14 protein-coding genes are annotated in these 13,181 nt (G+C 54.4%); 5 read left to right on the forward strand and 9 right to left on the reverse strand.

Features of this window, described 5'->3' with window-relative positions; genetic code table 11:
* Positions 1-88: 88 nt before the first annotated feature.
* The 4 genes from FDX04_RS03570 (at position 89) to FDX04_RS03585 (ending at position 3,622) form a co-directional block, all read left to right on the forward strand.
* A complete protein-coding gene (locus tag FDX04_RS03570; protein WP_137370440.1) occupies positions 89-1,015 on the forward strand; it encodes an ABC transporter ATP-binding protein in 927 nt (308 codons plus the stop codon).
* The gene (locus tag FDX04_RS03575) at positions 1,012-1,782 is read left to right on the forward strand and encodes an ABC transporter permease (RefSeq protein WP_137370441.1); all 771 of its coding nucleotides are present in this window, start codon (positions 1,012-1,014) and stop codon (positions 1,780-1,782) included. The genes FDX04_RS03570 and FDX04_RS03575 overlap by 4 nt, the downstream gene beginning before the upstream one ends.
* 103 nt (positions 1,783-1,885) lie before the next feature.
* Positions 1,886-2,326 carry a PTS sugar transporter subunit IIA gene (locus tag FDX04_RS03580; RefSeq protein ID WP_038637318.1) on the forward strand — a complete coding sequence of 147 codons (441 nt, stop codon included), beginning with the start codon at positions 1,886-1,888 and terminating at the stop codon, positions 2,324-2,326.
* Positions 2,327-2,392: 66 nt separating this feature from the next.
* Positions 2,393-3,622, forward strand: coding sequence for a polysaccharide deacetylase family protein (locus tag FDX04_RS03585; protein WP_137370442.1), 1,230 nt, complete (start codon positions 2,393-2,395; stop codon positions 3,620-3,622).
* 6 nt (positions 3,623-3,628) lie between these two features.
* Here the strand turns inward: FDX04_RS03585 and panD are convergent, their stop codons facing one another.
* The 9 genes from panD to thpR all read right to left on the reverse strand — a co-directional run bounded on the left by panD (position 3,629) and on the right by thpR (position 10,674).
* A complete protein-coding gene (panD, locus tag FDX04_RS03590) occupies positions 3,629-4,009 on the reverse strand; it encodes an aspartate 1-decarboxylase (protein WP_000621526.1) in 381 nt (126 codons plus the stop codon).
* 94 nt (positions 4,010-4,103) lie between these two features.
* Positions 4,104-4,958 (reverse strand): pantoate--beta-alanine ligase, encoded by an 855-nt coding sequence (gene panC / locus FDX04_RS03595; RefSeq protein ID WP_137370443.1) that lies wholly within the window; start codon positions 4,956-4,958, stop codon positions 4,104-4,106.
* Positions 4,959-4,969: 11 nt separating this feature from the next.
* Complete coding sequence (gene panB, locus FDX04_RS03600) at positions 4,970-5,761, reverse strand: 3-methyl-2-oxobutanoate hydroxymethyltransferase (protein ID WP_137370444.1); 792 nt, start codon at positions 5,759-5,761, stop codon at positions 4,970-4,972.
* Between the two features lie 120 nt (positions 5,762-5,881).
* A complete protein-coding gene (gene folK / locus FDX04_RS03605) occupies positions 5,882-6,361 on the reverse strand; it encodes a 2-amino-4-hydroxy-6-hydroxymethyldihydropteridine diphosphokinase (protein ID WP_137370445.1) in 480 nt (159 codons plus the stop codon).
* On the reverse strand, positions 6,358-7,752 hold the full coding sequence (gene pcnB / locus FDX04_RS03610; RefSeq protein WP_208616126.1) for a polynucleotide adenylyltransferase PcnB: 1,395 nt from the start codon (positions 7,750-7,752) through the stop codon (positions 6,358-6,360). Before pcnB ends, folK begins: the two co-directional genes overlap by 4 nt.
* A gap of 71 nt (positions 7,753-7,823) precedes the next feature.
* Positions 7,824-8,720, reverse strand: a complete 897-nt coding sequence (gene gluQRS, locus FDX04_RS03615; RefSeq protein ID WP_137360275.1) for a tRNA glutamyl-Q(34) synthetase GluQRS — start codon at positions 8,718-8,720, stop codon at positions 7,824-7,826.
* A 70-nt stretch (positions 8,721-8,790) separates the two neighbouring features.
* Positions 8,791-9,246: an RNA polymerase-binding protein DksA gene (gene dksA / locus FDX04_RS03620; protein WP_003018625.1), complete on the reverse strand. Its 456-nt coding sequence runs from the start codon at positions 9,244-9,246 to the stop codon at positions 8,791-8,793.
* A gap of 177 nt (positions 9,247-9,423) precedes the next feature.
* A complete protein-coding gene (sfsA, locus tag FDX04_RS03625) occupies positions 9,424-10,128 on the reverse strand; it encodes a DNA/RNA nuclease SfsA (RefSeq protein WP_137370446.1) in 705 nt (234 codons plus the stop codon).
* A gap of 15 nt (positions 10,129-10,143) precedes the next feature.
* Positions 10,144-10,674 carry an RNA 2',3'-cyclic phosphodiesterase gene (gene thpR, locus FDX04_RS03630; protein ID WP_137370447.1) on the reverse strand — a complete coding sequence of 177 codons (531 nt, stop codon included), beginning with the start codon at positions 10,672-10,674 and terminating at the stop codon, positions 10,144-10,146.
* Positions 10,675-10,747: 73 nt separating this feature from the next.
* Between thpR and hrpB the strand changes: the two genes are divergently transcribed.
* Positions 10,748-13,177, forward strand: a complete 2,430-nt coding sequence (hrpB, locus tag FDX04_RS03635) for an ATP-dependent helicase HrpB (RefSeq protein WP_170975139.1) — start codon at positions 10,748-10,750, stop codon at positions 13,175-13,177.
* Positions 13,178-13,181 lie beyond the last annotated feature (4 nt).

Here is a 13,181-nt window from a genome sequence, read left to right on the forward strand (position 1 = left end):
CAGATAAATTCGATGGGCTAATATAGGGTAACTCCAGCATTAATTAAACTATATATGAAATGTCAGAACGTAAGGTAAGTAAAAAACCATGACCATTGCTCTGGAACTTCAAGAACTTAAGAAAACCTATCCCGGTGGCGTGCAGGCGCTACGCGGCATAGATTTGCAAGTCGAAGCGGGTGATTTTTATGCGCTTTTGGGACCGAATGGCGCAGGTAAATCCACCACCATCGGCATTATCAGTTCGCTGGTGAATAAAACTTCCGGACGGGTAAGCGTCTTCGGATACGATCTCGATAAAGATACGGTTAACGCTAAACGTCAGCTTGGTCTGGTGCCACAGGAGTTTAACTTTAACCCGTTTGAAACCGTGCAGCAGATCGTGGTCAACCAGGCAGGCTACTATGGCGTTGAGCATAAAGAAGCCGTTAAGCGTGGCGAAATATATCTAAAACAGCTCGACTTGTGGGAAAAACGTAACGAACGTGCGCGTATGCTTTCCGGTGGGATGAAACGTCGTCTGATGATCGCGCGGGCGCTGATGCATCAGCCAAAGCTGTTGATTCTCGATGAACCGACGGCGGGCGTCGACATTGAGCTGCGTCGTTCAATGTGGGGCTTTTTAAAAGATTTAAACGATAAAGGCACCACGATTATTCTGACCACCCACTATCTCGAAGAAGCGGAAATGCTGTGTCGTAATATCGGTATTATTCAGCACGGTGAGCTGGTGGAAAATACCTCAATGAAGAGTCTGCTCTCTAAACTGAAATCCGAAACTTTTATCCTCGATCTGGCGCCGAAAAGCCCGCTGCCAAAACTGGAAGGGTATCAGTATCGTCTGGTTGATACCTCGACGCTGGAAGTGGAAGTTCTGCGTGAGCAAGGGGTAAACAGCGTGTTCTCACAACTGAGCGCCCAGGGTATTCAGGTATTAAGTATGCGTAACAAGGCGAACCGGCTGGAAGAGCTGTTTGTTTCTCTGGTGCATGAAAAACAAGGAGATCGCGCATGATGCAGCTTTATTGGGTTGCGCTAAAAAGCATCTGGGCGAAAGAGATCCACCGCTTTATGCGTATCTGGGTCCAGACTCTGGTTCCTCCCGTCATCACCATGACGCTCTATTTTATTATTTTTGGTAATTTGATTGGCTCGCGTATCGGCGAAATGCATGGTTTTAGCTACATGCAATTTATTGTGCCGGGGCTGATTATGATGGCGGTGATCACCAACTCGTACGCTAACGTGGCATCGTCATTCTTTAGCGCCAAGTTTCAACGCAATATTGAAGAACTGCTGGTCGCTCCGGTACCGACGCACGTCATTATCGCGGGTTTTGTCGGCGGTGGCGTGGCGCGTGGCCTGGGCGTAGGGATCCTTGTAACTGCTATTTCACTGTTCTTCGTGCCGTTCCAGGTGCACTCCTGGGTCTTTGTTGCGCTCACGCTAGTGTTAACGGCGGTACTGTTTTCACTGGCCGGGCTGCTGAACGCGGTTTTCGCCAAAACCTTTGATGATATCAGCCTGATCCCAACCTTTGTGCTGACGCCGCTGACCTATTTGGGGGGCGTTTTCTATTCGTTAACGCTGCTGCCGCCGTTCTGGCAGGGGCTGTCGCACCTGAACCCAATTGTCTACATGATCAGCGGGTTCCGCTACGGCTTCCTGGGTATCCATGATGTTCCGCTGGTCACCACGTTTGGCGTGCTGGTGGTGTTCATCGCGGTGTTTTATTTGCTGTGCTGGTACCTGATCCAGCGTGGGCGCGGTTTGCGCAGTTAATTCTTTCTTCCTCTCTCTGCTCGGGAGAGGAAGACTTTTGACGCTTATCACCATTATGGATTTATCACACTGATAAACTACTTGCCTGCTAAGGAGGTAGGCAATGTTAGGTTGGGTAATTACCTGTCATGACGATAAGGCACAGGATATGCTGCATCGTCTGGAGCAGAAGCACGGCCCGTTGGCCCAATGCCAGGCGGTAAGTTTTTGGCGTGGACTCAGCTCAAATATGTTGAGCCGCATGATGTGCCACGCTCTGCATGCTACTGACTCAGGCGAGGGCGTGATCTTCCTGACGGATACCGCGGGGGCCGCACCATACCGCGTGGCCTCGTTAATGAGCCACAAACACCCCCAGTGTGAAGTGATTTCAGGTATCAGCTATTCATTGCTTGAGAGAATGCTTTCGTCGCGGGAATCAATGAGCAGCTCTGCGTTTCGCGATTGCATTGTTACGCTTGGCGGGCCGGAAGTCTCAAGTCTCTGGCATCAACAACAAAAAAATCCCCCCTTCGTATTGAAGCATGATTTGTATGAGTATTAATCGTTGGTATTGATGGTGCTTTTGCTACAATAGCCGAGGTTTCTCGCCTCGGTTCGGTTATCTCATATGGTTATGCGCGTTGTGCTTATTTTGTTGCTCCTGTCTTCTGGCAGCGTAGCTGCGGCTTTGCCTGCTCGCTACATGCAAACCACCGAAGCGGCTGCCGTGTGGGCGCAGATAGGTGACAAAATGGTGACGGTGGGGAATATTCGCGCCGGGCAGATCCTCGCCGTAGAGCCGATCGCGGCAGACTATTACGAATTCACCTTTGGCTTGGGGACCGGGTTTATTGATAAGGGACATCTGGAGCCTGTTCAGGGGCGGCAGAAAGTTGATGATGGTCTGGGCGATCTCAATAAACCGCTCAGCAATCAAAGCTTGATCACCTGGAAAGATACACCGGTTTATAATGCTCCGGATGTCGGTAGCGCCCCGTTTGGCGTGCTGGCGGACAATCTGCGCTATCCCATTATCAGTAAGCTTAAAGACCGACTCAACCAGACCTGGTACCAGATCCGCATTGGCGGCAGACTGGCCTATATCAGTGCTCTGGATGCGCAGGAAGACAACGGTATACCGGTGTTAACCTATCATCATATTCTGCGCGATGAAGAGAATACCCGCTTTCGCCACACCTCCACGACAACCTCTGTACGCGCGTTTAGCAACCAGATGGCCTGGCTACACGACCGCGGCTACACGACGCTGACGATGTATCAACTGGAAGGCTATGTACGCAACAATATGAACCTCCCGGCGCGGGCGGTGGTGCTGACGTTCGACGATGGCCTGAAGTCGGTGAGTCGTTATGCTTATCCGGTGTTGAAACAGAACGGCATGAAGGCAACGGCGTTTATCATCTCGTCACGCATTAAGCGCCATCCGCAGAAGTGGGATCCGAAATCGCTACAGTTTATGAGTGTCTCTGAACTGAATGCGATCAGGGACGTGTTTGACTTTCAGTCGCATACTCATTTTTTACATCGAGTGGACGCTCATCATCGGCCGATCCTGCTGAGCCGCAACTATCACAACATTCTGTTCGATTTTGCCCGTTCTCGTCGGGCGCTGTCCCAGTTCAATTCCCACGTTCTGTATCTTTCGTATCCGTTTGGCGGTTATAACGCTACGGCGGTAAAAGCGGCGGGCGACGCGGGATTACACATGGCGGTAACCACGGTGAGAGGGAAGGTGAAGCCGGGAGATAATCCGATGCTGCTCAAAAGGCTGTATATTCTGCGCACGGATTCGCTGGAAACCATGTCGCGGCTGATAGTCAATCAGCCGCAGGGGTAAGGACTATCAGGCAACCTGGACCGGAATAGCTTTCGCGGTGCGCTTCATTTCGTTGTCGCCTTCAAAGTAGGCCACTTTCGGCCGCCAGGTACGGGCTTCTTCATCAGACATAGTGACGAAGCTGGCGATAATCACAATGTCGCCAACTTCAGCGCAGTGCGCCGCCGCACCGTTCACCGAGATGATTCTGGAGCCGCGTTCAGCCGCAATCGCATAGGTTGAGAAACGTTTCCCATTGGTCACGTTCCAGATATCAATCGCTTCGTTTTCCAGAATACCGGAGGCATCAAGGAAATCCTGGTCAATGGCACAGGAACCTTCGTAGTGCAGGTCCGCCTGCGTGACTTTTACGCGGTGGAGCTTGCCTTGCAGCATGGTGCGAATCATAACTTCTTTACCCTGTCGTTTACCTTGGCTAAGCAGGCGCTTGTGGCCTGCTTTTGAAATTCTCAGGCAGTATTGCCCGATTTTTAACCCCTGTCTACTGGGCTAATGTAACGCTTTGATTATCGATCAGACGCGCCTGACCCAGCCAGGCGGCGGCCAGAATCACTGCGCGTTTGCTGGTTTCCGTCAGCTCCTGCAGCGTGTCGGCATCACGAATTTGAATGTCGTCGGCACGGAAGCCTTTTTCATTCAGTTCCTGCTCGGCAATGGCAATAATCTCTTGCAGCTCACGGTTACCCGCAATCAGTTTTTCAGCGATGCCGTTCATCACTTTGTGCAGACCTGGCGCAATTTTACGCTGCTCTGCCGTCAGGTACCCGTTACGCGAGCTGAGTGCCAGACCATCTTTGGCGCGGATAATCGGCACGCCGACTATCTCAATGTCGTAGCCCAGATCGGCGACCATTTTGCGAATCAGCGCCAGTTGCTGGAAGTCCTTCTCGCCAAAGCAGGCGATATCCGGCTGGATCAGGTTGAACAGCTTGCTGACGATAGTCGAGACGCCGCGGAAGTGGCCCGGACGGCTGGCGCCTTCCAGCATGGTAGAGAGGCCGGGAACATCAACGTACGTCTGGCCTTCCAGCCCCTGTGGGTAGATTTCCTCAACGGCTGGCGCAAAGACATAATCGACTTTGCGCTTGTTCAGCTTTTCGCAGTCTTCCTGCAGCGTGCGCGGATAACGCACCAGATCGTCCGGCCGGTCAAACTGCATCGGGTTGACGAAAATGCTGACGATCACCACATCGGCCCGGGCTTTTGCCTCATCGACCAGCTTCATATGGCCGTCGTGCAGGTTGCCCATTGTGGGAACCAGTGCGACGCGTTTGCCTTCCTGACGCAGACGGCGAATATGCTGGCGCAGCAGCGGCAGGGTTTCAATAATCAACACAACGAGACTCCTTAATGGAAACTGTGTTCTTCGCCCGGATAAACGCCGGACTCCACTTCAGCCATATACTGCCGTACGGCGGCGCGCATGTCGCCCGCTTCGGCAAGGAAATTTTTCGCGAATTTTGGAATATGACCGCCGGTGATGCCAAACGCATCGTGCATCACCAGGATCTGACCGTCGGTGACGTTGCCCGCGCCAATGCCGATTACCGGAATCGACAGCGCTTCGGTCACGCGCTTCGCCAGTTCAACCGGCACGCACTCGAGTACCAGCAACTGAGCGCCCGCGGCTTCTAAGGCCAGCGCATCATCCAGTAGTATCTGTCCGGCGTCGCCGCGGCCTTGAATTTTATAGCCGCCGAAGATATTCACCGACTGGGGTGTTAATCCCAGATGACCGCAAACCGGCACCGCGCGTTCGGTGAGCATTTTCACCGTATCCGTAAGCCATGCGCCGCCTTCGATTTTGACCATATTAGCGCCTGCGCGCATGACCGTGGCCGCGTTTTCAAACGCTTGTTGCGGTGTGGCATAAGCCATAAACGGTAGGTCGGAGAGCAACAGACAGTTGGGCGCGCCACGGCGTACGGCGCGGGTGTGATAGGCGATATCCTCCACGGTGACCGGCAGGGTAGAGTCGTGCCCCTGAATTGTCATGCCCAGGGAGTCGCCCACCAGCATCACGTTGATGCCTTCATCGGCGAACAGTTTGGCAAAGCTGTAATCGTACGCGGTAATGGTGGCGAAGCGCTTTTTCTCTTGTTTGCATTTCTGTAACAGCGAAATGGTGGTCGGTTTCATTACATTTCCTGATGATGAAAGTCATATTTACCGGCATTCTAACAGTCACATTCAGGGGGGCAATTGATTTAAGCAATCGTTTGGCGCTAAAGCAGTAAACGCTAAAGGGGAGGCGATGTTTTACCAGTGGGCAGGTTTTGCCGCACCAAGATGGGGGAGGTGCTGATGCAGGCTGATACCATCAGGAAAGATCAGATCAGGAGCGATCTCAAACAGCGGCCATAGCATAAAGCCCCGGTTTTTCATGTCGTAGTGCGGCACGGTCAGACGCTCGGTGTTAATCACTTCATCGCCAAACAGCATAATGTCGAGGTCCAGCGTTCGCGGTCCCCAGCGTTCGGCCTTGCGCACACGCCCCTGTTGCAGCTCAATGCGCTGAGTATGGTTAAGCAATTCTTCTGGGGTGAGAGCGGTATCCAGCGCCACCGCGGCGTTCAGGTAGTCGGGCTGATCCTGTGGGCCTAATGGCGGTGTGCGGTAAAATGAAGAGACGGCCATAATGCGGCTGTCGGGAATTTCACCGATCGCCTGTATGGCAGCATTCACCTGCTCCAGCGGGGAGGCGAGGTTGCTGCCAATAGCGATATAAACGACAGTCACGCACTTCCCTCGCGGCGTGGCGCGCGTTTGCGTGGGCGACGATGACGACGACGTTCAGGCTCTTCATCCAGCTCGTTCAGCATGCCTTTTTGCTCCGGCGGCGCTGAAACCTGGAATTCACCCCACCATTGAGCCAGACGCTGCAGCTCGGCGTTGTTTTCCACTTCAGCACGCAGGGCCAGCAGGTCGTAGGCGGCGCGGAACTTCGGATGTTCCATCAGCTTCCAGGCGCGTTTGCCCTGACGACGGGACATGCGTAACTGCAACTGCCAGATATCACGGGTCAGCGAGGTTAATCGTTTCGGGATTGCCAGCGAGCGACAGGCTTCGTCGAGTACGTCATTCATTGCCAGTGCGAAAGCGTCGTAATAGGCCAGACCGCTTTCTTGCGCAATTTTCTGCGCGGCTTCCAGTAACGGATACCAGAACATGGCGGCGAACAAGAACGCCGGGTTAACGCGCATATCATTGTTAATGCGGTTATCGGTATTCTTCAGCACCTGGGCGATAATGCGCTCCATCGGGCTATCACCGTCTTCGGTGAAGTAGCGCGTAATGGTTGGGAACAGCGGCTGGAACAGGCTGTACTCACGCAGTTTTTTATAGGTTTCATATCCATAGCCCGCCTGTAATAGCTTAAGCGCTTCTTCAAACAGGCGTGCGGGAGGAATGTCGTTCAACAGCGTTGCCAGACGCGGGATCGGCTCCGCGGTTTCCGGGCTGATACGCATGTCGAGCTTGGCGGCAAAGCGCACGGCGCGGAGCATACGTACGGGATCTTCGCGATAGCGCGTTTCCGGATTACCGATCAGGCGAATGATGCCTTCTTCGAGATCCTGCATACCACCGACGTAATCTCGCACGGTGAAATCGGCCACGCTGTAATACAGGCTGTTGATCGTGAAATCGCGACGCTGGGCATCTTCTTCAATGGAGCCAAAGATGTTATCGCGCAGCAGCATACCGTTTTGCCCGCGCTGTGAGGTTGTGCGATCGGACTCGCTGCCTTCATGATGACCGCGGAACGTTGCCACTTCGATAATTTCCGGGCCAAACATGACATGGGCCAGACGGAAACGGCGACCGACCAGGCGGCAGTTACGAAACAGTTTTCGCACCTGATCCGGCGTTGCGTTAGTGGTGACATCAAAATCTTTTGGCTTTTTGCCCAGCAAAAGATCGCGCACGCCCCCGCCAACCAGCCATGCCTCGTATCCGGCCTTATTGAGCCTGTACATTACCTTCAGGGCATTTTCACTGATATCTTTGCGGGAGATAGAGTGCTGCTCACGCGGGATTACCGTCATATGTGGACGGGCGACGGCAAGCTCGGCCTCGCGCTCCTCGCGGCTTAGCACCTTGCGGCAAAAATTAGCGACTCGGGTAAAAATAGTGCACCTCGGTAGTGTCAAACTTCAATCAGAACAAGTGTTGCTGTGTAAAAATAGCGGCTAATCATAGCTCAGCATGGCGCATTTGAGAATGGCGTATTTACGATCGCTGATTCTGGCACCGTTGTCAGACTCCAGTTTTCCACTGCAAACTGAAGGATCTGATCGACCTGCATCTCCTGCCACGCGATATCCACACGCTGGCCGAGAAAGCGCAGCGCGGCAATAATCACCGGACGTGGATCGCCTTGCGGCAGGGCAGGTGCATGATTTTGTTTGGAAAGTTTAGCGCCTTGTTTGTTAAGCGCCAGCGGCAGATGAATATAGTCTGGCGCCTGCCAGCCAAACTGCTGATATAACGAAATTTGCCGCACCGTCGGTTCTATGAGATCGGCGCCGCGCACAATTTCCGTCACGCCCTGGAAGTGGTCATCTACCACTACCGCGAGGTTATAGGCAAACAGCCCGTCGCGGCGGTGAATAATAAAATCTTCACCAGCAAGTTGCGGGTCAGCCTGAATCACACCGCGTAGCCGGTCAGTAAACTGCATCACGGGGTGGCGTTGTTTAATGCGGACTGCCGCCTGCTCTGGCCCGAGGCGCAGCTCGCGGCAGTGACCATCGTAAATGCCGCCGACGCTTTGAATACGCGCGCGCGTACAGGTGCAGTAATAGCTCAGATCCTGCTGATGCAGCCAGGCGAGCGCCTCGCGGTAGGCGTCATGGCGCTGGGATTGCCACAAAATGTCGCCATCCCAGTGCAGGCCGTAATGTTCCAGCTGACGCAGAATCGTATCTGCAGCACCGGGAACTTCACGAGGGGGGTCAATATCTTCAATGCGTACTCGCCAGATGCCGCGCCGGGCACGAGCCTGCAGGTAACTGCCGAGGGCGGCAATCAGTGAACCGAAGTGCAGTTCGCCGGAAGGGGAGGGGGCGAAGCGGCCAATATAGTGTGAATCGCTCATTTTGCGGACTAACAAATAATAAGGCGGGAGAAACTCCCGCCTGTAGTAAACGTGGTAAAAATGACCGGAATTAACCTGCCATTTGTTTTTCGCGGATTTCTGCCAGCGTTTTGCAGTCGATACACAGATCGGCTGTCGGACGTGCTTCCAGACGGCGAATACCAATTTCTACGCCGCATGATTCGCAGTAGCCGAAATCTTCGTCTTCTACCTTCTTCAGCGTCTTCTCGATCTTTTTGATCAGTTTGCGCTCACGGTCACGGTTACGCAGCTCAAGGCTGAATTCTTCTTCCTGCGCGGCGCGGTCCACCGGATCAGGGAAGTTAGCCGCTTCGTCTTGCATATGAGATACGGTGCGATCGACTTCATCCCTAAGTTGATTACGCCATGCCTCAAGAATACGCCTGAAGTGCGACAGCTGGGCTTCGTTCATATACTCTTCGCCCGGTTTCTCCTGGTACGGCTCCACCCCAGCGATGGCGAGAATACTCAGGGACGATGTTTTACGGTTTTGCCCTTCTTGCATGTTGCTTCTCCTTAACACGCACTATCGATCCCCATGTTCGGGGGAAAAATCAGGTCGCTATAAATAGCAGATGCTTTTCCGGATAGCAATTATCTAAACGTAACACTTGACAAGCCTGTGAGGAAAAGCGTATTTGCACACGCGCCCAGAATATTAATTAACCAGATGTTTACACCATTACAAGGTAATGGGCAACGGCTCTTTAAGAGTCATACCATGGGCAGAAAGTTCCGCTTTATAAACCAGAATTTCGACCCCCTTTTGCCGAGCTTCGACCAATAATTGCGCATATTTCGTATCAATATGGCGCGCGGGTGAAAACCGTGTAATGGCTGAATGTAGCACAGCGAAAAATATCACCGCCCGCTTACCTTCAGCCGCTACGCTCATCAATTCCCGAAGATGTTTCTGACCTCGTTCAGTGATGGCATCGGGAAAATAACCCTGATCTTTTTCCGCCAACGTGACTGATTTCACTTCAATATAGCAGTCAGGTCGGGAATCCGCCTGTAACAAAAAGTCTATACGACTCCCTTCGGCGCCGTATTTTACTTCACTTTTCAATATGCTATAGCCTGAAACTTTTGAAATTAGCGACTGCTGAATCGCCTCTTTCGCTAATCTGTTCGCCCACAGCGTGTTAACACAAATAAACGCCCCGGATTGCGTTTGCGTTAATTCCCAGGTATGCGGATATTTCCGTTTGGTATTTTCTGATGTCGAATACCAGACGGTATCACCTGGTGTTGCGCATCCGGTCATCGCGCCGGTATTTGGGCAGTGTAACGTTAGCGTTGTGCCATCCGGTGTGATCACATCCGCTAAAAAGCGCTTGTAGCGCTGGATGAGCGTAGCCGGTTGTAAAGGTGGAGAAAATTGCATCAGCAGTCCTTTTGATTATTCAGTCAGCGTCCAGCGTTGCATCTGTGCGTAACGCGTGCGTCCTCGTGCAAATGAGGAGGAGTAAAGCGCAAATTCCGTGACCGGAAACGACCAGCCAAAGCCCGGTGGGGGGATGGGAACCGCGTGGCCGGCATCGCGCAGCAGCGTGATATGCGGGTGAAACGGCTGTGGGCTTTGGTAGCATCCGCTGCGCGCGGCCTGTGCCCGCAGCATATTCGCCAGTTGTAACAGTCCGCGCGGCGGCTGACGCATCCCCAGCCATACCACTCGTGAACGCAGCCATTGCCCGGCATCATCCAGTTTGAGCGTAAAACCTGGCTGGCGAATGCGTCCGGCTAGCTGCGACAACGCCTGTTGCTTCTCTGCGCTGACATCACCTAAAAAGGCCAACGTCAGATGCAGATTCTCGGCGGCGACGGGACGGCCTGCTTCAGGAGGGAACTGCGCGGCTCGCCAGTGGATTAACTGCTCCCGAACCCCGCCTGGCAATTCAATCGCAAAGAACAGCCTTTTTGGCTCAGACATGATGGATACTCGGTTATGAATTAACGCGATGCTACAATGCAGCGCGAAGAATGTTAACCCTCTGGAGCCATTTGTGACGTCGTTGCCCGTTGCCGCCGTAGTGCCTGAACTGCTTACCGCCCTTGATAACTCGTCGCAGGTGCTGCTGACCGCGCCGACCGGTGCCGGGAAATCGACCTGGCTGCCGTTGCGACTGCTTGAGCATGGTGGCATCAAGGGGCGGATTATTTTGTTGGAGCCGCGTCGTCTGGCGGCACGCAATGTCGCGCAGCGGTTGGCGGAGTTGCTGAACGAAAAGCCCGGTGAGACCGTGGGTTATCGCATGCGCGCACAGAGTTGCGTGGGGCCGCAGACCCGGCTGGAAGTGGTGACGGAAGGCGTCCTGACGCGCATGATCCAGCGCGATCCCGAACTGGCGGGCGTCGGGTTAGTGATCCTCGATGAATTTCACGAACGTAGCTTGCAAGCCGACCTGGCGCTGGCGCTGTTGCTGGATATACAGCAAGGACTGCGTGACGATCTGAAACTGTTGATCATGTCCGCAACGCTCGATAACGGGCGCTTGCAGCAGTTATTGCCTGATGCGCCCATGATTATCTCTGAAGGCCGCACATTCCCGGTCGAGCGACGGTATCAGCCGCTGGCGGCACATCTGCGTTTTGACGAAGCGGTGGCGATAGCCACGGCGGAACTACTGCGCCATGAAAGCGGGTCGCTGCTGCTGTTTTTACCGGGCGTTGGGGAAATCCAGCGCGTGCAGGAGCAACTGGAAATGCGTGTGGGCAGCGATGTTGTACTGTGCCCACTGTATGGCGCGCTGACGCTTGCCGAGCAGCGTCAGGCGATTTTGCCCGCGCCGCAAGGTAAGCGCAAAGTGGTGCTGGCCACCAATATTGCCGAAACCAGCTTAACGATTGAAGGTATTCGGCTGGTGGTAGACTGCGCCCAGGAGCGCTTGGCGCGCTATGACGCGCGCACGGGACTGACGCGACTGATTACCCAGCGCATCAGTCAGGCCTCGATGACGCAGCGAGCGGGACGCGCAGGGCGTCTGGAACCCGGAATTTGTCTGCATCTGCTTGCCAAAGAGCAGGCGGAAAGAGCGGCTTCGCAAGGGGAGCCGGAGATATTACAGAGCGATCTGTCCGGGCTGTTGATGGAGTTGCTGCAATGGGGATGCACTGACCCTGAGCAACTCAACTGGCTGGATATGCCGCCCGCCATCAACCTGCAGGCGGCAAAACGACTGTTGCAGATGCTGGGCGCGCTTGAGGACGACAGGCTCAGCGCCACAGGGCAGAAAATGGCGGCGTTGGGTAACGACCCGCGATTAGCAGCTATGCTGGTTAGCGCCAACAATGACGATGAAGCGGCAACGGCGGCGAAACTGGCTGCGATTCTGGAAGAGCCGCCGCGCGGCGGCAGTACCGATCTGGCTGTGGCGTTTTCACGAAATCAGCCTGCCTGGCAGCAGCGCAGTCAACAGTTGCTGAAACGGCTTAACGTTCGCAGCGGACAGCCCGACAGCACACAACTCCCCCCGTTGCTGGCGCGGGCGTTTGCTGACCGGATCGCGCGTCGACGCGGGCAGGAAGGGCGTTATCAGTTGGCTAATGGTATGGGCGCAATGCTGGATGCTGATGACGCTTCCGGACGCCATGAATGGCTGATAGCGCCGCTTTTGTTGCAGGGCAGCGCTTCGCCGGATGCGCGTATTTTGCTGGCTCTGCCACTGGATATTGAGGCGCTAATGCAGGCATGTCCTGAGCTGCTGCAACAGTCCGACACCATCGAATGGGATGAGGCTCAGGGAACGTTAAAGGCATTGCGTCGGTTGCGCATTGGTCAGCTCACGGTAAAAGTACAACCATTAGCCAAACCTTCGGAAGAGGAGTTGCACCAGGCGATGTTGAATGGTATTCGCGATAAAGGGCTAAGTGTGCTCAACTGGACGCCGGAAGCCGAGCAGTTTCGACTGCGTCTGCAGTGTGCGGCAACCTGGTTGCCAGAATACGACTGGCCCGCGGTAGATGAGGATTCTCTGTTGGCGACGCTGGAGACCTGGCTGCTGCCGCACATGAGCGGTGTGCACTCATTACGCGCGTTAAAAGCATTAAATGTGGGTCAGGCGTTGCGCGGTTTGCTGGACTGGTCAATGCTGCAACGTCTGGATAGTGAACTGCCGGCGCATTACACTGTGCCGACGGGGAGTAGGATTGCCATTCGCTATCATGAAGATAATCCTCCGGCACTGGCGGTGCGGATGCAGGAAATGTTTGGCGAAGCGAAGACCCCAACCATCGCTCAGGGCCGCGTGCCGCTGGTGCTGGAGTTGCTGTCTCCGGCCCAACGACCGCTACAGGTGACCAGCGATCTGAGCGCGTTCTGGCAGGGATCGTACCGCGAGGTGCAAAAAGAGATGAAAGGGCGTTATCCGAAACACGTCTGGCCGGACGATCCGGCGAATACCGCGCCAACGCGGCGCACCAAAAAGTATTCGTAATGAA

Source organism: Citrobacter sp. wls615 (assembly GCF_005281355.1).
GTDB classification, from domain to species: domain Bacteria; phylum Pseudomonadota; class Gammaproteobacteria; order Enterobacterales; family Enterobacteriaceae; genus Citrobacter; species Citrobacter werkmanii.

Excerpts from the sequence above, each read along its gene's own strand:
- FDX04_RS03570 (WP_137370440.1), top strand. The coding sequence starts at position 89 with ATGACCATTGCTCTGGAACTTCAAGAACTTAAGAAAACCTATCCCGGT.
- FDX04_RS03575 (WP_137370441.1), top strand. The coding sequence starts at position 1,012 with ATGATGCAGCTTTATTGGGTTGCGCTAAAAAGCATCTGGGCGAAAGAG.
- FDX04_RS03580 (WP_038637318.1), top strand. The coding sequence starts at position 1,886 with ATGTTAGGTTGGGTAATTACCTGTCATGACGATAAGGCACAGGATATG.
- FDX04_RS03585 (WP_137370442.1), top strand. The coding sequence starts at position 2,393 with ATGGTTATGCGCGTTGTGCTTATTTTGTTGCTCCTGTCTTCTGGCAGC.
- panD (WP_000621526.1), bottom strand. The coding sequence starts at position 4,009 with ATGATTCGCACCATGCTGCAAGGCAAGCTCCACCGCGTAAAAGTCACG.
- panB (WP_137370444.1), bottom strand. The coding sequence starts at position 5,761 with ATGAAACCGACCACCATTTCGCTGTTACAGAAATGCAAACAAGAGAAA.
- gluQRS (WP_137360275.1), bottom strand. The coding sequence starts at position 8,720 with ATGAGCGATTCACACTATATTGGCCGCTTCGCCCCCTCCCCTTCCGGC.
- dksA (WP_003018625.1), bottom strand. The coding sequence starts at position 9,246 with ATGCAAGAAGGGCAAAACCGTAAAACATCGTCCCTGAGTATTCTCGCC.
- sfsA (WP_137370446.1), bottom strand. The coding sequence starts at position 10,128 with ATGCAATTTTCTCCACCTTTACAACCGGCTACGCTCATCCAGCGCTAC.
- thpR (WP_137370447.1), bottom strand. The coding sequence starts at position 10,674 with ATGTCTGAGCCAAAAAGGCTGTTCTTTGCGATTGAATTGCCAGGCGGG.